The following is a 20,185-nucleotide window of genomic DNA, read 5'->3' as shown; positions in this document are numbered from 1 at the left end:
ACCTCAATGTCACCCGAACCGCCCCCTGTCGCCACCCGGCCGAAGCTGCTTGCATGGAGGCGGTACCGCTGCCGCCTCGGGGGGAGGCTCGGCCATGAAGCGCTCCGGGCCGCTGTTCACACTGCTCGCCGGACTGGCCCTCGGCCTGTTCGTGCTGTCGCTCAACGCGACGACCGGCGAGGGCACTTCGTCGTACGGGGAGGCTCCCGCGGCGACGGTCACGCCGTCCGCCTCCGCGTCGCCCTCCAAGGCGAGCCCGTCGCCCACGAAACCTTCGGAGGCGAGCCCGACGCGGACGGCCCGCCCGAAGACGGGCTACGCGGGCCGCACCGACGACGACACGTCCGCGATCTCCATATCCGTGCGCGGCGACAAGGCGATCGCCTACTTCTGCGACGGCCGCTCCAAGGAGTCGTGGCTGAAGGGGAACGTCGAGGAAGACGGCGAGATGAAGCTCTCCGGCAAGCACGGCGCGAAGCTGGACGGCAGGCTCGCCGGCGATCGGGTGCGCGGCACCACGACCATCGACAAGCACCCCTACGGCTTCACGGCGAAGAAGGCCGTCAAGCCGTCCGGCCTGTACCGCGCGACCACCGAGGTGCGCGGCGCGAAGATCGACGGCGGCTGGATCGTGCTGCCCGACGGCCGCCAGGTGGGCATCGTGCGCCGCGACGACAAGCCGTCCGCCGCGCCGCGCATCGACCCGGACTCGGGGGCGGTCACGGTCGACGGCGACCGCCTGACGGCCCGCCCGGTCGTCCCCTGAGCAGCACACGCCGAGCCGTTCAGAGAGGGCTCCCATGACCGTCGACCCGAACGCCGCCACCCAGAGCTTCCCGAACCCCGACCACCGCCGCCCGTCCGCGGCCCGCTATCTGGTCCCCGCGCTCGTCGCGGCGGTGGTGGCCGTGGCGCTCGGCGCGTACGGCAAGGTGCACGACCCGGAGGGCACGGCGTTCAACCTCGCCGGCTTCTCCAGCACGAGCGCGGTGAAGTCCTGGCTGGCGACGGCGGCCTTCGCCTTCGCGCTCGTCCAGATCGTCTCGGCGTTCATGGTCTACGGGAAGCTGCGCGGCCCGTCCTGGGCACCGGTGCTGCACCGCTGGTCGGGCCGGATCGCGTTTCTTCTCGCGGTCCCGGTGGCGGTGCACTGCCTCTACGCGCTCGGCTACCAGACGTACTCGACACGGGTCATGTGGCACTCGCTCCTGGGCTGCTTCTTCTTCGGGGCGTTCAGCGCCAAGATGCTGCTGCTGCGCACGGAGCGGCTGCCGGGCTGGCTGCTGCCGGTGGTGGGCGGTCTCGCGTTCGCGGTCCTGACGCTGCTGTGGCTGACGTCGGCGCTGTGGTTCTTCCGGACGGTGGGAGTGACGACATGAGGCGCACCGCGTCCCGCAGGAGCGTCCTGGTCGCGGGCGCGGCGGCCCTGGCGGCGGGCTGCAGCAAGTACGGCGACGAGAACCAGGGCGGCGGGGGCGAGCAGGCGTCCACGTCGGAGACCACCGCCTCGGCCTCGAAACCGACCGACGGAGGCTCCCAAAAGCCGCCCGCGGCAAAGGAGTTGACGAAGACCTCCGACATCCCCGTCGGCGGCGGCAAGGTCTTCCCCGCCGACAAGGTCGTGGTGACCCAGCCGGCCAAGGGCGACTTCAAGGCCTTCTCCGCGGCCTGCACGCATCAGGGCTGCACCGTCAAGGACGTCTCCGGCGGCACCATCAACTGCCCCTGCCACGGCTCCAAGTTCAAGGTCGCCGACGCCTCGGTGGCGGGTGGCCCGGCCCCCCGCCCCCTGGACACCCGCCAGATCAAGGTCACCGGGGACTCGATCACGCTGACCTGACGGGCGCCGCGCCTCACGCCACGTCCCACCCCGCCCCGAACTCCAGCAGCTCGTCCCGGTGCTCGATACGTTCGACCCACTCCTTCGGCCACGCGCCGGCGCCGAGGTGGGCGCCCGCGAACGCCCCGGCGAGGGCCGCGATCGAGTCCGAGTCGCCGGAGGTGCAGGCGGCTCGGCGCAGGGCCAGGACCGGTTCGTCGACGAACATCAGGAAACACAACAGACCAGTGGCCAGCGCCTGTTCGGCGATCCAGCCGGCGCCCGTGGCGAGGCACGGGTCGGTCTCGGGGGACGGTTCGCGCAGCGCGTCCCGCAGCCGGTCGAGGACGCCGAGGCACTCGTCCCAGCCGTGCGCGATGAAGCTCTGCGGCGTCGATTGCTCTCCACGCCGCCACAGGTCACCGAGCCAGGCCTCGTGGTACGTCTCCCGGTTCTCGTAGGCGTAGGAGCGGAGCAGGCCGACCAGGCCCGTCGGCTCCGCGCCCTCGGCGAGGAGGCGTACGGCGTGCGCGGTGAGGTCGGCGGCGGCGAGGCCCGTGGGGTGGCCATGCGTCAGCCCCGCCTGCAACTGGGCGCCGCCCGCCCGCTGTTCGTCACTCAGGCCGGGGGCGAGCCCGAGCGGGGTGACGCGCATATTGGCCCCGCAGCCCTTGGAGTGGATCTGGCTGGCGTCCTGCCAGGTCCGGCTCCCGGTCTCCAGAAGCCCGCACGCGCGCAGGCAGGTGTTGCCGGGCGCCCGGTCGTTGTCGGGCGACCGGTACCAGTCGACGAACTCCCCGCGCAGCGGCCCCTCGAAGCGCTCCGGCGAGAGAGGCACCCCGCTCGAGCGCAGCGCCCGCGCCACGGCGAGCGCCATCTGCGTGTCGTCGGTGATGTACGCGACGGGGTGGCCTGGCAGCTCCATCTGCCGCCAGGGCCCGTGCCCGGCGAGGATGGCGGGTACGTCGCTGAACTCTGTCGGGTAGCCGAGGGCGTCCCCGAGGGCGAGGCCGAGCAGCGATCCGGTGGCGGCGGTCTTCGTCATCGGCGGGTTCCTTCCGAAGGCTCGTGCGCGGGGCGCAGCAGCGGTGGATGCAAGGACGTGGCGTCGCCGGCCCGGTACAGCGCCGCGGGCTTGCCGCGCCCGCCGGTGAGCCGGGACGCGCCGGGGATCTGCTCGACGAAGCCGGGCGTCGCGAGCACCTTGCGCCGGAAGTTCGCCGGGTCGAGGTCGGTCCCCCACACCACCTCGTAGACCTGCCGCAGCTCGCCGAGCGTGAACTCGGGCGGGCAGAACGCGGTGGCCAGGCAGGTGTACTCGAGCTTCCCGCCGATCCGGATCTGGGCGTCGGCGAGGATCCGGTCGTGATCGAAGGCGAGCGGGCCCTGCGCCTCGTACGGCAGCCAGGCGGCCCGCGCCGCGTCCCCGCCGCCGTGCGCCTGCGGGGCGTCCGGCACGAGCGCGGCGAACGCGACGGACACCACGCGCATCCGGGGATCGCGCCCCGGTTCGCTGTACGTACGCAGCTGTTCCAGATGCAGCCCGGCGACATCGGCGAGCCCGGTCTCCTCGGCGAGTTCGCGCCGCGCCGCGTCCTCCGCGGACTCGTGCGGCTCCAGGAACCCGCCGGGCAGCGCCCAGCGCCCCGCGTACGGCTCGTGACCGCGCTCGACGAGCAGGATGTGCAGCCGCCCCGACCTGAGCGTGAACACGGCCAGGTCGACGGTGACGGCGAAGGGCTCGTAGGCGTGCTTGTCGTAACCCGCCACTGGGCCAGTGCCGGGCAGACCGTTGTCGGACATGCGGAGACCCCCTCCCTTATTGGTCCAATGGACTCTAAAAGGAGGGGGTCGCCGCACACAAGACCCGCGAAGGTACGACCTACAGGTCGACCTCCTGCATCAGCATGCCGACCTCGGTGTTCGAGAGCCGCCGCAGCCAGCCCGACTTCTGGTCGCCCAGCGTGATCGGGCCGAAGGCGACCCGCACCAGCTTGTCGACCGGGAAGCCGGCCTCGGCCAGCATCCGCCGCACGATGTGCTTGCGCCCCTCGTGCAGGGTGACCTCGACCAGGTAGTTCTTGCCGGTCTGCTCGACGATGCGGAAGTGGTCCGCACGCGCGTACCCGTCCTCCAGCTCGATGCCGTCCTTGAGCCGCTTGCCCAGGTCGCGCGGGATCGGGCCCACGAGGTGCGCGAGGTAGACCTTCTTCACGCCGTACTTGGGGTGTGTGAGGCGGTGGGCCAGCTCACCGTGGTTGGTGAGCAGGATGACGCCCTCGGTCTCGGTGTCCAGCCGTCCGACGTGGAAGAGCCGCGTCTCACGGTTGTTCGTGTAGTCCCCGAGACACTGCCGCCCCTCGTTGTCCTCCATCGTGGAGACGACACCAACCGGCTTGTTCAGCGCGAAGAACTGGTACGACTGCGTGGCCACGGTCAGGCCGTCGACCTTGATCTCGTCCTTCTCCGTGTCGACGCGCAGCCCCTGCTCGACCACGATCTCGCCGTTGACCTCGACACGGGACTCGTCGACCAGCTCCTCGCAGGCGCGCCGCGAGCCGTAACCGGCACGGGCCAGCACCTTCTGCAGCCGCTCGCCCTCCTGCTCGGCGCCCGGGAAGGTCTTCGGGAGCTTGACCTCCGGCTTGCCCGCGTACCGCTCGCGGTTGCGCTCCTCGGTCCGCGTCTCGTACTCACGCGAACGGGAGGGAGCCGTACGCGCGGCCCGGCCCGTGGGCGGCTGCTGCCCGCGCTTGGGCCCGCCCTTGGCACCACCGCGCGCGGAGGCGCCGCGGCCCGACTTCGAACCCTCCCTCGAGGCGTTCGGGCCTACGTCGTAGAGCCTCTCCTCGGGGCGCGGCCGCTTCGGGCGAGCGGGCCTGTCGTCACGCTTGTCGTCGCGCTTGTCATCACGCCTGTCGTCGCGGTTGCTGCTGCCGCCGCGCCTGTCGTCGCGGTTGTTGCCGGCGCCGCGCTGGTTACCGCGGCCCCCGCTGTTCCCGCCGCGGCCGCTGCTGTTGCCACCACGGCTCCCGCCGTTGTTTCCGCTGCTGTTCCTGCCGCTACTGCTTCGCATCAAATTTCCGTTAGTCGGCTGTCTGCTCGATGGACTCCGAACCCGGTGCATCGGGTGCGTCCGGGTCGAACGACGGAATCCCTTCCTGCGTATCGCCCTCGATCGCGTCCGCCTCGGGGAGGAAGGGCGCGAGTTCCGGCAGTTCGTCCAGGCCGCGCAGGCCCATCCGCTCCAGGAAATAGTTCGTCGTCCTGTACAGGATCGCACCTGTTTCGGGTTCCGCGCCCGCCTCCTCCACCAGACCCCGCTGCAACAGGGTCCTCATGACCCCGTCACAGTTCACTCCGCGCACCGCGGAGACCCGGGAACGGCTGACCGGCTGCCGGTACGCGACGACGGCGAGGGTCTCCAGAGCCGCCTGAGTGAGCCTCGCCACCTGCCCGTCCAACACGAAGCCCTCGACGGCGGCGGCGTACTCGGGCCGGGTGTAGAACCGCCAGCCGCCCGCCACGAGCCGCAGCTCGAAGCCGCGCCCCTGCATGCGGTACTCGTCGGCCAGCTCCCGCAGAGCGTCGCTCACGGCCCTCCTGGGCCGCTGCAGGATCTTGGCCAGATGCTCCTCGGTGGCGGGTTCGTCGACCACCATGAGTACGGCTTCCAGGGCGGGCTTGAGGTCGAGCTCCGCCACGCCACCGGGGTCCTGCTCGCTCATGCGCTCGCTCACGTGCTCACTCACGGGGCGGCCTCCTTCCGCTCGGGCACCTCGGGCACCTCCGGCGCCCGGTCGAACTCGTCCGTGACCACGGGCTCCTCGACGCCGTCGCCGCCGGTCCAGCGCACGATCAGCTCCCCGAGCGCGGTCTCCTGCTCCAGCCCCACGGCCTTCTCCCGGTACAGCTCGAGCAGCGCGAGGAACCGGGCGACGACGGTGAGCGTGTCGTCGGTGTCGGCCACGAGCTCCCGGAACGGGGCCTCGCCGACCTCCTTCAGCCGGGCCACCACGTACTGGGCCTGCTCCTGCACGCTCACCAGCGGCGCGTGGATGTGCTCCACGTACACCTGGGGCTTGGGCTTCGGCTGCATCGCCTTCACGGCCAGCTTGGCGAATCCCTCGGCGCCGATGTTGATGACGACGTCGGGCAGCAGCTCGGCGTGGTGCGGTTCGAGCCCGACGGTCCGCGGATAGCGCCGCGCCTCGTCCTCAAGACGCCCGCTGAAGATATCGGCGATCTGTTTGTACGCGCGGTACTGCAGCAGCCGCGCGAACAGCAGGTCCCGCGCCTCCAGGAGGGCCAGGTCGGCCTCGTCCTCCACCTCGGCGGTGGGCAGCAGGCGGGCGGCCTTCAGATCGAGCAGTGTCGCGGCGACGACGAGGAACTCCGTCGTCTGGTCGAGGTCCCAGTCGGCCCCCATGGCCCGGATGTGGGCCATGAACTCATCGGTGACCTTGGACAGCGCGACCTCGGTGACATCGAGCTTGTGCCGGGAGATGAGCTGCAGCAGAAGATCGAACGGCCCCTCGAAATTATCGAGCCGAACCTTGAACTTCCCGTCATCGACCTCGGCCTCAGCCTCCGCCGACTCCGCCGCCTTGGGCAAGCTGCCGCCTTGGGCGGCAGGGTGGGCAAGGCGGCCCCCGGTCCCGCCCGAAGGCTCCGACGGCACCGGCACCGGCTCAGGTGCAGAGACCGCACCCCGGCCGAGCGCACGCCGACGACCCGCCGACGGCGGCTGCGACGGCGGACCGGAGGATTCGTTGACGGACATCAACCCAGGACGCTACCCGCCCAGCGCCTAGCGCCCCCGCAGCCGACGCACAAGAATGCTCGCGTCCCCACGGGACTCCAGGTCGGCCAGGACCACGGCGACCGCCTCGCGCACGATGCGCCCCCGGTCGACCGCGAGCCCGTGCTCACCGCGCAGCACGAGCCGCGCGTGCTCGAGGTCCATCAGTTCCTCGGCGGAGACGTACACGGTGATCTTCTCGTCGTGCCGCTCACGCCCACTGGGCCGCCGGTTGGCCGCACGCGCCCGCTTCCGCGCCGCAGCGGACGAGCCTCGCCCACCGGAACCTTCCTGCGCCCCGGAGGCCCTGCGCCCCGCCTTCTCCGCGCCGTCCGCGGCGGCGCCGCGGGTCCGCGACCCGGCGTCCGACTCGGCCTCGGCGGCGGAGTGCTCACCGGAACCGGAGGAGGCGGGTCCCGCCTCCTCTTCGCTGTCGGACGAGGCCGCCGCCTCGTCGCTCTCCCCGGCAGGCGGGGGGACCCGCGCCTCCCCGTTCGCCGGGCGTCGTGGCGACGACGATTGCAGCCCCATGCCCCCGGTCGTACGGAACAGTTCGTCGGCCCCCGGCAGACTCACTCGGCGTGACACCGGGCGAGCACCTCCCTGGCGAGCTGGCGATAGGCCGCGGCACCGACCGAGTTCGAGGCGTACGTGGTGATCGGCTCACCGGCGACCGTGGTCTCCGGGAAGCGAACGGTTCTGCCGATCACCGTGTGGTAGACGTTGTCGTCGAACGCCTCGACCACGCGCGCGAGCACCTCACGGCTGTGCACGGTCCGCGAGTCGTACATGGTGGCGAGGATCCCGTCGAGCTCCAGGTCCGGGTTGAGCCGCTCCTGGACCTTCTCGATCGTCTCGGTCAGCAGGGCCACACCACGCAGCGCGAAGAACTCGCACTCCAGCGGGACGATGACCTTGTGAGCGGCCGTCAGCGCGTTCACGGTCAGCAGGCCGAGCGAGGGCTGACAGTCGATCACGATGTAGTCGTAGTCGGCCATCAGCGGCTTGAGCGCCCGCTGCAACGTGGACTCGCGCGCCACCTCGCTGACCAACTGCACCTCGGCAGCGGACAAGTCGATATTGCTGGGAAGCAGGTCCATGTTCGGAACCGCGGTCTTCAGCAGGACCTCGTCCGCGGCCATCCCCCGCTCCATGAGCAGGTTGTAGACCGTGAGGTCGAGCTCCATCGGGTTCACGCCGAGGCCGACCGACAGGGCTCCCTGTGGATCGAAGTCGACGAGCAGGACCCGGCGGCCGTACTCGGCGAGCGCGGCACCCAGGTTGATGGTCGACGTGGTCTTGCCGACGCCGCCCTTCTGGTTGCACATCGCGATGATCTTCGCCGGGCCGTGGTCCGTCAGCGGTCCTGGAATCGGGAAGTACGGCAGTGGACGCCCGGTGGGGCCGACGCGCTCGCGGCGCTGGCGTGCAGCGTCGGGTGCGAGCGTGGCCGCGTACTCGGGGTCCGGCTCGTATTCGGCGTCGGGGTCGTAGAAAGACCCCTCGGGCAGGGCGTCGTAGTCGGCGAAGTGGCTTTGTGTGTCGCCACTTCGGTCTCCGGCCATGGCGTTCACGTGATGGCCATCCATGCTCTGGGCTGCTGTCTGCGTCGGCGTCTGCTGGGGGATGCCCTGATAACTGCTCTGGTGGGCAGTGAAGGTACGCACAGCGACGGGGCCGACAGCCTGAAGCCCCGCGGGAACCTGTCCGCCTGGCTGGCCACCTCCGGGAGTAAATGTCGACTCATTCACAAGTCGTCTTACCTCCTTGGATGTAGCCAGGAACATTTATCGATAGGTCAGCGTGGCACCATGCCGACGGTTGGCGACTCTATGGCGTGTCACCACTCCGCAGCAACACAATCCGCCGGACCCGGCACGATGTGTCGGTAACGAAACACCCTCATGTCAAGGGCGTACGACGGCTCTTCGGTGCATTTCGTCGCCGTGCGAATCGGGTAAAGGGTTACGTTCAAGGCGAGTTGACCATGTCCGGACCCGTACCTTTCCCCTACACGTACGGCCGGACCCCTCGCAAGGTCCGGCCGTAGGCGTGAGATTGACGACTTTTGTTGACGTCGCCCTCGAGGCGGGTCAGCCGAGGAGGCTCTCCAGCTCGAGGTGCTCGAGGCCGTGCGCCTCCGCGACCTCCTTATAAACGACCTTGCCGTCATGGGTGTTGAGGCCCAGGGCGAGGGCCGCGTCGCGGCGCAGAGCCTCGGCCCAGCCGCGATTGGCCAGCTCAACGATGTACGGGAGCGTGGCGTTGGTCAGCGCGTACGTCGACGTGTTCGGCACCGCGCCGGGCATGTTGGCGACGCAGTAGAAGACCGAATTGTGCACCTTGAAGGTCGGCTCGGCGTGCGTGGTCGCGTGTGAGTCCTCGAAGCAGCCGCCCTGGTCGATCGCGATGTCGACAAGGACACTCCCGGGCTTCATGCGGGACACGAGCTCGTTGGTGACCAGCTTCGGCGCCTTGGCGCCGGGGATCAGAACGGCGCCGACGACGAGGTCGGCCTCCAGGCATGCCTTCTCCAGCTCGAAGGCGTTGGAGACGACCGTCTGGATCTTCGTGCCGAAGATCTTGTCGGCTTCCTTAAGCTTATTGATGTCCTTGTCGAGCAGGGTCACATGGAAGCCCATGCCGATGGCGATCGTCGCGGCGTTCCAGCCGGAGACGCCACCGCCGATGACGACGGCCTTGCCCGCGTGCACACCGGGAACGCCGCCGGGCAGCACACCGCGGCCCCCGTTGGCGGCCAGCAGGTGGTAGGCGCCGACCTGCGGGGCGAGACGGCCCGCGACCTCGGACATCGGGGCGAGCAGCGGCAGCTGGCGGTTCGCGGTCTCGACCGTCTCGTACGCGATGGCGGTCGTGCCCGACTCCAGGAGCGCGTCCGTGCACTCCTTGGACGCGGCCAGGTGCAGGTACGTGAAGAGCGTCTGGTCCTTACGGAGGCGGTGGTACTCCTCCGCGATCGGCTCCTTGACCTTCAGCAGCAGGTCCGCCGTGGCCCAGACCTCGTCGGCGGTGGGGAGGATCCGCGCACCGGCCGAGACGTACTCGTCGTCCGTGATCGAGGAGCCCACTCCGGCGTTCTGCTCGACGAAGACCTGGTGGCCGTGGCGTACCAGCTCATGGACGCCGGCGGGGGTGATGGCCACCCGGAACTCGTTGTTCTTGACCTCGCGGGGGATGCCGACCTTCATCGTCGATCACGGTCCTTGGCTCAGGGATTCAACGGGCAATGCACTGCATACCGGCACACCGCAGGACGCACCGGGAGACGCCACGGATGGCCGCGGCAGAGCCAGTCTAATGAAGGTCTTTGAGCTGTCTAGCCTTTCGATGCATCAATCTTCTGCGGATGTGCTACGGATTTCGCAGGTGTTAGCGGCTTGTTCCGAAGGATCTGCTTCCGCTCCGACAGCGCCGGTGAGCTCCTCTCCCAGCATGCGCTCGGCCGCACCCCGGTGCAGCTTGGCGGCGGCGGGGTCGCCGAGCCGGTCCAGCGTGTCGGCGAGGCGCAGCTGGAGCGCGGCCTGCAGCCGTACGTCCCCGGCCTGGCGCGCCCACTCGACCGCCTCCTGGCAGGTGTGCAGCGACTCCTCGGGCCGGCCTGCGTATTCGAGCACCCGCGCCAGTTCGCTCAACGCCCGTGCCTGCGCGGGCACATCGCCCTCCTTGCGGTACCCGGCGACGGCCGAGCGCAGGGACCGCTGCGCCTCGCCGTAGCGGCCCGCGTAGGTGTGGACTCCCGCGATACGTCCATGGAGGCGCGCGGCGTCGGCCCGCTCGCCTCGCGTGAGCCGCTGGGCGAGGGCCCGCCCGTACCAGTCGGCGGCCCGCTGCCAGTCCCCGAGCGACTGGTGGGCGCCGCCTACGGATTCCATCGCGCGGCCCGTCGCGTACGGGTCCCGCGCGGCGCGCCCCGCGTCGAGAGCGGCCCGGTAGCGGGCCAGCGCCTCGTGCGTGCGGCCGGTCCTGGCGTCGAGGTCGGCGAGGTTGAGCAGGGCCGCGGCCTTCTCCCTCGGCAGGTTCCTGCGCTCGGCGACGTCGAGCACGAGCCGGTGGATCCCGTACAGCTCGGCCGCCGCGTCCTCGGTCCCCCGGTGCGCCACCATCGCCCGTACGAGAGCGGCCAGGAGGCGCCGGGCCAGCGTGTCCAACTCCCCGTCGGCGACGGCGAGGCGGGCCGCGGCGAGCAGCGCGGGCTGCCGCGCGCGCAGCCACTCGGCGGCCGCCTCCCGGTCGGCGAAGCGCAGGGCGCTCGGCAGTCCCGCGAGCTTCTTGCGGGCCGGAGAGTCGAAGGGCTCGGTGACGGCGCGGCACGAGGTGAGCAGCCGCACGGTCCGCTCCAGCATCCGGGCGCGGGCCAGCTGCACCTCGGCAGGACGGTCGACGGTCTCGGTGAGGCCGCGCAGGAACGGCGCGAGGCAGCCCGGCACCTCGTACTGCGGCAGCTCGGAGTCCACGCCGCGGACCAGGCCGAGCGTGACGAAGGCGTCGAGGGTGGAGTGGGCCGCCGCGACCGAGCAGCCGGCGAGCGCCGACGCGGTGTGCGGGTCGACGCAGGCCTCGGGGGCGAGGCACAGGTAGCGCAGTATCCGGGCGGCGGGACCGGGCAATGACTCGTAGGCGAACCGGAACACGCGCGCGAGGGCGGAACCGTCCGGCTCCAAGGCGTGCAGCTGCTTGGCCAGATCGGCGACGGACTCCTTGGGGCGCGCGGCGAGCCAGCCCCCCGCGATCTCCAGGGCGGCGGGTCCCGCCCCGCACAGCTCCACCAGGGACTCCGCCGAGCGCGGGTCGCAGGTGACACGGACCGAACCGGTGTGCCGGGTGAGGAGTTCGAGGGCGGCCTTGGTGTCGAGGCCCCCGAGCGTGCAGGGCCGCACGTCCGGGATGCCGGTGAGCGGGCCCTCGGCCACGGCCACGGCGAGGCAGTCCGGGGTGTCGGGGAGCAGCGGGTCGACCTGCTCGGCGCTGACCGCGTCGTCGAGCAGCAGCACCACGCGGCGCACCGCGAGGCCCTCGCGCAGCCGCTCGGACAGGTCGTCGGCGGTCTCGCCCGGCGGGGCGGGGAGTTCGAGGGCGTCGAGCAGATCGCGCAGGACACGTTCGGTGGGGACGGGGGTGCCGTCGGGGGCAGTGAGGCGGGTCTGGAGGGTGCCGTCCGGGTACTGCTCGCGGACGTCCCGCAACAGTTCTTCGGCGAGGGCGGTACGTCCCGTGCCCGGGCGGCCGGCGATCAGGAGCACCCGGGCACGCGGCGTCTTGCGCCCCGAGAGCGTGTCGAGCCCGGCCCGCTCGATGTCGGACCTGAGCTGAGCCAACTCCCGCTTGCGCCCCAGGAACTGACGCTCCGCCACCTCTTTTCCCCGACGGGTGCGACGCCGCTTGCGGGACCGTCCGGGGGCCGAATCGACCTCCGTCACGTCGTCCGACTCGACCGCCTGATCCGTCACGGGCCACGCTCCGTCTCACCCAGCCCCTGGCGGGGATCGGCAGGGGCGTTCCCGAGCCTAGTTGAGCGGATCCGGCTCCCCCTGGCGGACGGCGCGCCCATGTCGCCTGATCGGATCAGCGGATGGTCCGACCGGCTCCGCCGCCTTGGGCAATCTGCCTTCCCCAAGCTCTCGAACAACCTCGAGCAGGGGAGACCCCATCGGGCGGCAGGGTGGGCAAGGCGGCCCCCGGTGCCGCGCGCCGAATCGGAGGCCCATGCCCCGGCGTGGTTACGGTCCCGGGGCTCCGCCCCGGACCCCGCTGCTCAATCGCCGCAGGGGCTTGATTCGGCCCACCCCGGAGGGGTTACGCCTCGAAGGGCCTCGCCGGCCACTCCGCCAGCGCCGGGCGGAGGGCGTCAAGACCGTCACCCGCCAGAGCCGCCGCAAGCGAAAGCGCGCCTACCACAAGGCAGTTGTTGTGCAGCTCACCCGCGAGCACACCCCGCACCAGCTCCGCCAGAGGCACCCGCGCGAACTCCATGTCCGCCTCTTCCTCCTCCACCTCGAACCGCTCGCCGTCCGCCTCGGAGAGGTCCCGCGCGAGGAAGATGCGTACGGCCTCGGAGCAACCGCCCGGCGTCGTGTAGACGTCCGTGAGGACCCGCCAGTCCTCGGCCTTGACGTGCACCTCTTCGTACAGCTCGCGCTGCGCCGCGTGCAGCGGATTCTCACCGGGGATGTCGAGCAGGCCCGCCGGGATCTCCCAGAGCTTCATGCTCACGGGGTGCCGGTACTGCTTGAGGAGGAGCACCCGGTCCTGGTCGTCGAGGGCCACCACGGCCACCGAGCCGGGGTGCACCTGGTAGTCGCGCCGGGCGACGGAGCCGTCCGGCATCACGACGTCGTCCGTGCGCACGGAGGTCTTGTTCCCGACGAAGGGGGTGTCGGTCGCCCGGACCTCCCACTCCTCGGCGGTGTCCACGAGCGGCGTGTTGGCCGTCATACCGAAAGCCCTCCTACGTACGCATGAGCGGTACTCATAAGAAACCGGGGCGCACGCCGCAAAAAGGCGTACACCCCGGTAACCGTACATCGCTGGTGCGACAGGCCCCGCAGAGCCCTTACTTGGCCTTCTTGGCCCCCGCGGAACCGGCCGAGCCGCCCTTCGCGGCAGCGACCTTGAGCTCCACGGCCGCCTTCACCAGACCGGCGAACAGCGGGTGCGGACGCGTCGGACGCGAGCGCAGCTCCGGGTGCGCCTGCGTGGCGACCAGGTACGGGTGGACCTCGCGCGGGTACTCGACGTACTCGACGAGCTTGCCGTCCGGGGAGACGCCGGAGAACTGCAGGCCCGCCTTCTTCTCCAGCTCGGCGCGGTACGCGTTGTTCACCTCGTAGCGGTGACGGTGGCGCTCCTCGACGTACTCCTTGTTGTCGTACACCTCGCGCACGATGGAGCCCTCGGCGAGCTTCGCCGGGTACATGCCGAGCCGCATCGTGCCGCCCATGTCGCCTTCACCGGCGACGATGTCGAGCTGCTCCGCCATGGTCGAGATGACCGGGTGGGCGGTCGCGGCGTCGAACTCCGTCGAGTTGGCGTCCGGGATGTCGGCCAGGTTCCGCGCGGCCTCGATCACCGTGCACTGCAGGCCCAGGCAGAGACCGAGCAGCGGGATCTTGTTCTCGCGGGCGAACTGGATCGCGCCGACCTTGCCGGCCACGCCGCGGTCGCCGAAGCCGCCGGGGATGCAGATCGCGTCGACGTCGCCGAGCGTCTTCTTGGCACCGGCCGGCGTCTTGCAGTCGTCCGAGGTGACCCACTTGATCTTGACCTTGGCCCGGTTGGCGAAGCCGCCCGCGCGCAGCGCCTCGGTCACCGACAGGTAGGCGTCGGGCAGGTCGATGTACTTGCCGACCAGGGCCATGACGATCTCGTGGTCCGGCTTGTGGACGCGGCCGAGCAGATCGTCCCACTGCGTCCAGTCCACGTCTCGGAACGGCAGGTCCAGCTTGCGGACGGCGTACGCGTCCAGGCCCTCTGCGTGCACGACCTTCGGGATGTCGTAGATCGAGGGGGCGTCGGGGCAGGCGACGACCGCGGCCTCGTCGACGTCGCACATCAGGCTGATCTTGCGCTTGATCGCGGTCGGGACCTCACGGTCGCTGCGCAGCACGATGGCGTCCGGCTGGATACCGATGTTGCGCAGAGCCGCAACCGAGTGCTGCGTCGGCTTCGTCTTCAACTCACCCGAAGGACCGATGTACGGCAGGAGGGAAATGTGGACGACCAGCACGTTGTCACGGCCGACCTCGTGGCGGACCTGGCGGACGGTCTCCAGGAACGGCAGCGACTCGATGTCGCCGACGGTGCCGCCGACCTCGGTGATCACGACGTCGACCTCGTCCGTCGCCATGCGGCGGATGCGGTGCTTGATCTCGTTCGTGATGTGCGGGATGACCTGGACGGTGTCGCCCAGGTACTCGCCGCGCCGCTCCTTGGCGATGACCTGCGAGTACACCTGGCCGGTGGTCACGTTGGCCGAGCCGTCGAAGTCGATGTCGAGGAAGCGCTCGTAGTGGCCGATGTCCAGGTCGGTCTCGGCGCCGTCGTTGGTGACGAACACCTCGCCGTGCTGGAAGGGGTTCATCGTGCCAGGGTCGACATTCAGGTACGGGTCGAGCTTCTGCATGACGACGCGGAGGCCACGGGCCTTGAGCAGCATGCCGAGGCTGGAGGCGGTGAGGCCCTTACCGAGGGACGAGGCGACACCCCCAGTGACGAAGATGTGCTTGGTCGTCGAGGATTTCGGCTGCATGGCCAAGAGGGGGCTCCCGTGGTCGCGGTCGTGGGGTGCGGGCCGACGCGCTCGCCCGAGTTTTCGGGAGGCGCCGTCGCTGCGGTTCGGGGGTTCTATGACCACCGGCTCACGGGCTACCAGGGTATCAGCGACAAGAGGAGGCTGCTTCCGGCCACGCTCCGCGCACGGCCCACCACGCAGGTGGGACAAGGTCCTGACACTCACCCGTACGGCCCAGACGCGATGCAGTGAGCGGCACGCGGATCACTTGAGCGCGTCGTATCCTGCTCGGACACTCGGCTGGCGAGTCACAACGGAAAACGGCGTCACGACGGCAACACCCCCGCCCGTACCCCACCGTGCATCGGAACACTCCGTCCGTTCGCCGCGATCCCACCCGGAACGACCGGCTCATCAGTTCGTTTGACAAGCACGTATCCGGACGGCGTATCAACGGGACAGCACGATCCGTCGTCTCATCCCTCACCCCACAACCTTTCGCTCCACCTTTTTCCTGCAACCGTGGCCGTTCGACTGGAGATGCACGTGGCCGGGCGCATCGAGGATTACGCACTCATCGGAGACATGCAGACCGCCGCCCTGGTCTGCCGGGACGGCACAGTCGACTGGCTGTGCCTGCCCCGCTTCGACTCGCATGCCATTTTCGCCGGGTTGCTCGGCACCGAGGACCACGGCTTCTGGCGCCTGGGTCCCGCCCACGCGTCCGATGCCGAGCCACCGAGAGCGGCGCGGCGCGGATATCGCGGCGACACGCTCGTCCTGGAGTCGGAGTGGGACACGCCCCGCGGCACCGTCCGGGTCACCGACTTCATGCCGCCGCGCGACGGCGCACCCCAACTGACCCGGATCGTGGAGGGCGTGAGCGGGCGCGTGCCGATGCGCTCCGCGCTGCGCATGCGCTTCAGCTACGGCCGGATCACTCCCTGGGTGCACAAGGTGGACGGCCGTACGGTCGCCGTGGCCGGGCCCGACTCCGTGTGGCTGGACTCGGAGACCGAGACGTACGGCAAGGACCTGACGACGTACTCGGACTTCACGGTGGCGCCCGGTGACCGGGTCGCCTTCACCATCCAGTGGCAGCCCTCGCACAAGGGGCAGCCGCCGGTGCCCGACCCCGAGTCCGCCCTCGCGGCGACGGAGGAGTTCTGGCAGCAGTGGGTGGAGCACGGCACGTACCACGGCCCGTACCGCGAGGCCGTCGTCCGCTCGCTCATCACCCTCAAGGCCCTGACCTACGCGCCGACCGGCGGCATCGTCGCCGCGCCGACGACCTCGCTGCCCGAGGAGATCGGCGGCGTACGGAACTGGGACTACCGGTACACGTGGTTGCGGGACGCCGCCATCACCCTCTCCTCCCTACTGCGCACCGGGTACCGGGAGGAGGCGCGGGCCTGGCGCGAGTGGCTGCTGCGGGCGGTCGCGGGCGACCCGGAGAACCTGCAGATCATGTACGGCATCGCGGGCGAGCGGGAGTTGGGCGAGGCCGAGCTCGACTGGCTGCCCGGCTACGAGAACTCGACGCCCGTACGCGTCGGGAACGGGGCGGCGGGCCAGCTCCAGCTCGACGTGTACGGCGAGGTCACCGAGGCGCTGCACCTGGCGCACATGACGGGCCTCACGAGGAACGACTACGCCTCGCTGCTCCAGCTCAAGCTCATCCGGTACCTCGAAGGCCACTGGGACGAGCCGGACGAGGGCATCTGGGAGGTGCGCGGTCCGCGCCGGCACTTCGTGCACTCGAAGGTCATGGCATGGGTGGCCGTGGACCGCACCATCAAGCTCATCGAGTCCGGGGACGCGGACGGCCCGCTGGAGAAGTGGCGCGACCTGCGCGACGACATCCACCGGGACGTCTGCGAGAAGGGCTACGACAAGGAGCGCAACACCTTCACTCAGTCGTACGGCAGCAAGGAGCTGGACGCGTCGCTGCTGCTGATTCCGCAGATGGGCTTCCTGCCGCCCGACGACAAGCGGGTCATCGGCACCATCGAGGCGATCCAGCGGGAACTGTCGACGCCGGACGGCTTCATCATGCGGTACCCGACGGACGGCGACGACGCCGGTGTCGACGGTCTTCCGGGTGACGAAGGGGCGTTCCTCGCCTGCTCGTTCTGGATGGCGGACGACCTCGCGATGATCGGCCGGGTCGACGAGGCCCGCAAGCTGTTCGAGAGGCTGCTCGCGCTCCGCAACGACCTGGGCCTGCTCGCCGAGGAGTGGGATCCGCGGCTGCAGCGCCAGGTCGGCAACTTCCCGCAGGCGTTCAGCCACGTGCCACTGATCGACACGGCACTGCGGCTGACGTCTTCGGGCGCGTACGCAGGGTAGAGCGCGGGAACGGGCGGGGGCGGAGATGTTGCACGGGCGTGTGCGCCGGTAGCGTCCGTGTCATGGACAGCACCTCGCCCGAGTTCTCCGCCTTCTCCTCGCCCGGCGGCATCACCGTGCGGCGCGCCCTGGAACTGCCCGGGCTGCGCAGCGGGCTGCCCGAGGTGGTGGCGGGCGGGGAGCGGCTGCAGCGGACCGTGCGCTGGGTGCACGCCGGTGAGGTGCCGAACATCGCGTCGCTGCTCAAGGGCGGCGAACTGCTGCTGACCACGGGCTACGGGGTCGGGACGCGCCCCGCCGAACAGCGCGCCTTCGTGCGCAAGCTGGCCGAGCGGGGCATCGCCGCACTCGTCATCGAGCTGGGCCAGCGGTTCGCGCGGCTGCCCGCGGCCCTCGTGGAGACGGCGCGGGCGGCGGGCCTTCCGCTGGTGCAACTGCACCGCGAGGTGCCGTTCGTGACGGTGACGGAGGAGATCCACACCGAGATCGTCAACGGTCATTACGCGCTGTTGCAGCGGGCGGAGGAGGTCCACCGGCGCTGCACGGACGCCCTCCTTGGCGGCGGCGGAGTGCCTCAAGTCCTGCGGATTCTGGCCGAGTTCAGCGGGAACCCGGTCTTCCTTGAGACCGCCGACGGCCAACTGCTCTACGCCGCCGGGGCCGAGGACGACATCACCGATCCGCTCCAGGTGTGGGAGGGCATGCGCGGCACGCACCAGGACGAGCCGCCGGGCGGCGCCGTCCTCGTGGATGTGCCGGGCGGCGGCCCCGGAGCGGGTTCCGTACGGGCCAGGCTCGTGCTGCTGCCCGTGTCGGGGGCGCTCGCGCCCGTGCACCGGATCGCCGCGGAGCGGGCCGCCGGGTCGCTCGCCGTGGTGCTGATGCAGGCCCGCCAGGAGGAGGAGCTGGCCGCGCGCGGGCGCGGCGACTTCCTCACCGACCTCGCGGAGGGCCGGATCGCGCCGGACGACGCCCCGGCGCAGGCCCGCGTCCTCGGCTTCAAGCCGACCGGGAGCGGGCCGCTGCTGCCGGTGGTGATGCGGTTGCCGGAGACCGGCATGGGGCTTTCGCCGGGCGGCGGCTGGGCGGTGCTCGCGCGGGCCGTATCCGAGGAGCTGGCCTCGGTCGGGGTGCCGGCGCTGCTCGGCGTGCGCCCTGTGGAGGGGCGGGTGCCGCTGCTGCTCGGGCTCCGCTCTGAGTCGGAGCGGGCCGCGGTCGCGGACCGGGTCGCGGCGGCGCTGCGGGCGGGCGTTGCGCGAGCCGGGATGCAGCGGGCGGGCGCGCTGCCGCCGGTCGTGGTGGTCGGCGGGGCGGGCGGCTGGGCCGCGGCGGCGGCAGGGCTGCGGCACGCGGCGGAGACGGCGACGGCGGCGCAGGGCCTGGACGACCGGCCGTGGTTCGACGCGCGGCGCCTCGACATCGACCTGCTGCTGTGGCGGCTGCGGGAGCATCCGGACCTTGCGGCGTTCGTGGAGCGGGCGATCGGCCCGCTCCAGGAGCACGACAGACGGGCGAAGCCGCCGCTGCTGCCCACGCTCCAGACCTATCTGGCGCACGCGGGCCGCAAGGCGGAGACGGCGCGCGAACTCCATCTGAACCGGCAGACGCTCTACAACCGCCTCGCGCGGATAGGCGAGTTGCTCGGCACGGACCTGGACGATCCGCAGACGGTGCTCGCGCTGAGCCTGGCGCTGCGGGCCCGCCGGCACACTCCGGCCACGCCCCAGGCCCCCTAGTGAAAGCCCGTCAATTCGTCATAGACACTGAGCACTTGGGCGACCGTCGCATCCTCGGTCGGCCAGGACGCCGCCTGCGCGGAGCCTCGTTCCTTGAGCTGTTCGCGCCGCACGGGGTCGGCGAGGATCCCCGCCACGGCGCGGGCGAGCGCGGGCGCGTCTCCGGAGGGGACCAACTCCGCGCCGTCCCCGACCAGTTCGGAGACGCCGCCGACATCCGTCGCCACGAGCGGTACGCGCGCGTGCAGCGCCTCCTGCGCGAGCAGCGAGCGGGACTCCCAACTGCTGGGCAGCACGGCGACATCGGCCGCGTGCAGCAGTTCGGCCACGTCGCCGCGGCGCCCCGCGAGCCGCACCGGCAGCCCCTCGGCCTCGATGCGCCGCTGGAGCGCGGGCCGCTCGGGGCCCTCCCCCGCGATCACCAGCAGCGGCACGGGGTCGAGCCCGAGCAGCGCGTGCGCGGCGTCGAGCAGCACGTCGTACCCGCGGTGCCGCTCCAGGCTGCCGACGGCCATCAGTAACGGGCGGTCCACACAGCCGAGTTCGGCCCGCGTCTTGTTGCGGGTGCGCTCGGCCTCCTCGCCCTGCGGGAGCGGTCCGTGCGGCGCCGGAAAGGACACCGCTGCGAGCCGGGCGTCCCGCGCGCCGCGCGCCCGCGCCCGGTCCACCAGGTCGGAGGAGGTGCCGAGGACGACGGCCGCCGCCCTGGCCACGCGCCGCTCCAGCGCGCGCAGCAGGTGGGAGCGGGCGCCCTCGGCGTGCGAGCGGGTGTGCCAGGTGACGACGAGCGGGACGCGGCGGCCGCTGAGCGCCACGGCCGCACGAAGCGAGGCGTGCAGCCCGTGCGCGTGCACGAGGTCGGCGTCGGTGCAGGCGACGCGGAGCGCGGCGACGGACGCCGGGTCGCCGCGGCGCGGCACCGGAAGGTGGTGCGCGCCCGCGTCCGCGAACCCGTACGCCCGCTCGGCCGCCATCGGCGCGCACACCGTGACACGCACCCCGCGGGCCACCAACCCCGCGGTCAGGGACCGGACATGGGCACTGCTGCCCGCGCTGCCGCCGCCCAGCACCTGCACGGTGCGCAGCGTCGGCTTTCCGTGCGCTGACGGGCTGCTGGGGTGGCTCACGCGGCCGGGCTCCTGAGGGGTGTCGGCGAATTCGGTAGGTACGGAAGGGGCTAGGGTCTGTCGTTTGGGTCAGGCCGGGCTCGTGGGGTCTGGCCTGACCCAAAC

The 20,185-nt window shown here is 71.1% G+C and carries 17 protein-coding genes; 5 read left to right on the top strand and 12 right to left on the bottom strand.

Annotated features, from left to right (window positions below):
- Nucleotides 1–94 precede the first annotated feature (94 nt).
- From ABT004_RS28135 to ABT004_RS28125, 3 genes are read left to right on the top strand one after another with little or no spacing between them, the layout of a single operon-like run.
- Entirely contained in the window at nt 95–766 is a 672-nt protein-coding gene (locus ABT004_RS28135) for a hypothetical protein (RefSeq protein ID WP_351342250.1), read from the top strand.
- A 34-nt stretch (nt 767–800) separates the two neighbouring features.
- Nucleotides 801–1,379 carry a DUF6529 family protein gene (locus ABT004_RS28130; protein WP_351342248.1) on the top strand — a complete coding sequence of 193 codons (579 nt, stop codon included), beginning with the start codon at nt 801–803 and terminating at the stop codon, nt 1,377–1,379.
- Nucleotides 1,376–1,840: a Rieske (2Fe-2S) protein gene (locus tag ABT004_RS28125; RefSeq protein WP_351342246.1), complete on the top strand. Its 465-nt coding sequence runs from the start codon at nt 1,376–1,378 to the stop codon at nt 1,838–1,840. The genes ABT004_RS28130 and ABT004_RS28125 overlap by 4 nt, the downstream gene beginning before the upstream one ends.
- Nucleotides 1,841–1,853: 13 nt before the next feature.
- On the opposite strand, the gene ABT004_RS28120 is transcribed toward ABT004_RS28125, so the two are convergent.
- From ABT004_RS28120 to pyrG, 11 genes are all read right to left on the bottom strand, one after another.
- Nucleotides 1,854–2,864 carry an ADP-ribosylglycohydrolase family protein gene (locus ABT004_RS28120; protein ID WP_351342244.1) on the bottom strand — a complete coding sequence of 337 codons (1,011 nt, stop codon included), beginning with the start codon at nt 2,862–2,864 and terminating at the stop codon, nt 1,854–1,856.
- Nucleotides 2,861–3,622, bottom strand: a complete 762-nt coding sequence (locus ABT004_RS28115) for an NUDIX hydrolase (RefSeq protein WP_351342242.1) — start codon at nt 3,620–3,622, stop codon at nt 2,861–2,863. Before ABT004_RS28115 ends, ABT004_RS28120 begins: the two co-directional genes overlap by 4 nt.
- A 79-nt stretch (nt 3,623–3,701) precedes the next feature.
- A complete protein-coding gene (locus ABT004_RS28110) occupies nt 3,702–4,895 on the bottom strand; it encodes a pseudouridine synthase (protein WP_351342240.1) in 1,194 nt (397 codons plus the stop codon).
- A gap of 10 nt (nt 4,896–4,905) precedes the next feature.
- Nucleotides 4,906–5,547, bottom strand: a complete 642-nt coding sequence (gene scpB, locus ABT004_RS28105) for an SMC-Scp complex subunit ScpB (RefSeq protein WP_351342269.1) — start codon at nt 5,545–5,547, stop codon at nt 4,906–4,908.
- A 20-nt stretch (nt 5,548–5,567) separates the two neighbouring features.
- Nucleotides 5,568–6,602, bottom strand: a complete 1,035-nt coding sequence (locus ABT004_RS28100) for a segregation and condensation protein A (RefSeq protein WP_351342238.1) — start codon at nt 6,600–6,602, stop codon at nt 5,568–5,570.
- A 27-nt stretch (nt 6,603–6,629) separates the two neighbouring features.
- The gene (locus tag ABT004_RS28095) at nt 6,630–7,208 is read right to left on the bottom strand and encodes a hypothetical protein (RefSeq protein WP_351342236.1); all 579 of its coding nucleotides are present in this window, start codon (nt 7,206–7,208) and stop codon (nt 6,630–6,632) included.
- Nucleotides 7,193–8,371: a ParA family protein gene (locus ABT004_RS28090; protein WP_351342235.1), complete on the bottom strand. Its 1,179-nt coding sequence runs from the start codon at nt 8,369–8,371 to the stop codon at nt 7,193–7,195. Before ABT004_RS28090 ends, ABT004_RS28095 begins: the two co-directional genes overlap by 16 nt.
- A gap of 342 nt (nt 8,372–8,713) precedes the next feature.
- Nucleotides 8,714–9,829 carry an alanine dehydrogenase gene (gene ald, locus ABT004_RS28085; RefSeq protein WP_351342233.1) on the bottom strand — a complete coding sequence of 372 codons (1,116 nt, stop codon included), beginning with the start codon at nt 9,827–9,829 and terminating at the stop codon, nt 8,714–8,716.
- Between the two features lie 144 nt (nt 9,830–9,973).
- Nucleotides 9,974–11,956 carry a tetratricopeptide repeat protein gene (locus ABT004_RS28080; RefSeq protein WP_351342268.1) on the bottom strand — a complete coding sequence of 661 codons (1,983 nt, stop codon included), beginning with the start codon at nt 11,954–11,956 and terminating at the stop codon, nt 9,974–9,976.
- Nucleotides 11,957–12,434: 478 nt separating this feature from the next.
- Nucleotides 12,435–13,073 (bottom strand): NUDIX domain-containing protein, encoded by a 639-nt coding sequence (locus tag ABT004_RS28075; protein ID WP_351342231.1) that lies wholly within the window; start codon nt 13,071–13,073, stop codon nt 12,435–12,437.
- Between the two features lie 118 nt (nt 13,074–13,191).
- The gene (gene pyrG / locus ABT004_RS28070) at nt 13,192–14,886 is read right to left on the bottom strand and encodes a CTP synthase (RefSeq protein ID WP_351342229.1); all 1,695 of its coding nucleotides are present in this window, start codon (nt 14,884–14,886) and stop codon (nt 13,192–13,194) included.
- 522 nt (nt 14,887–15,408) lie between these two features.
- Here pyrG and ABT004_RS28065 point away from each other — a divergent pair.
- On the top strand, nt 15,409–17,217 hold the full coding sequence (locus ABT004_RS28065) for a glycoside hydrolase family 15 protein (RefSeq protein ID WP_351342266.1): 1,809 nt from the start codon (nt 15,409–15,411) through the stop codon (nt 17,215–17,217).
- Between the two features lie 62 nt (nt 17,218–17,279).
- Nucleotides 17,280–18,953 carry a PucR family transcriptional regulator gene (locus ABT004_RS28060; protein WP_351342228.1) on the top strand — a complete coding sequence of 558 codons (1,674 nt, stop codon included), beginning with the start codon at nt 17,280–17,282 and terminating at the stop codon, nt 18,951–18,953.
- Here the strand turns inward: ABT004_RS28060 and ABT004_RS28055 are convergent.
- Entirely contained in the window at nt 18,950–20,080 is a 1,131-nt protein-coding gene (locus ABT004_RS28055; protein ID WP_351342226.1) for a glycosyltransferase family 4 protein, read from the bottom strand. The two genes, ABT004_RS28060 and ABT004_RS28055, sit on opposite strands and share 4 nt — an antisense overlap.
- Nucleotides 20,081–20,185 lie beyond the last annotated feature (105 nt).

Source organism: Streptomyces sp. NPDC002790 (assembly GCF_040295505.1).
Lineage (GTDB): Bacteria > Actinomycetota > Actinomycetes > Streptomycetales > Streptomycetaceae > Streptomyces.
Note: the sequence above shows the minus strand (reverse complement) of the source record. Positions and strands in the feature narration are given on the sequence as shown.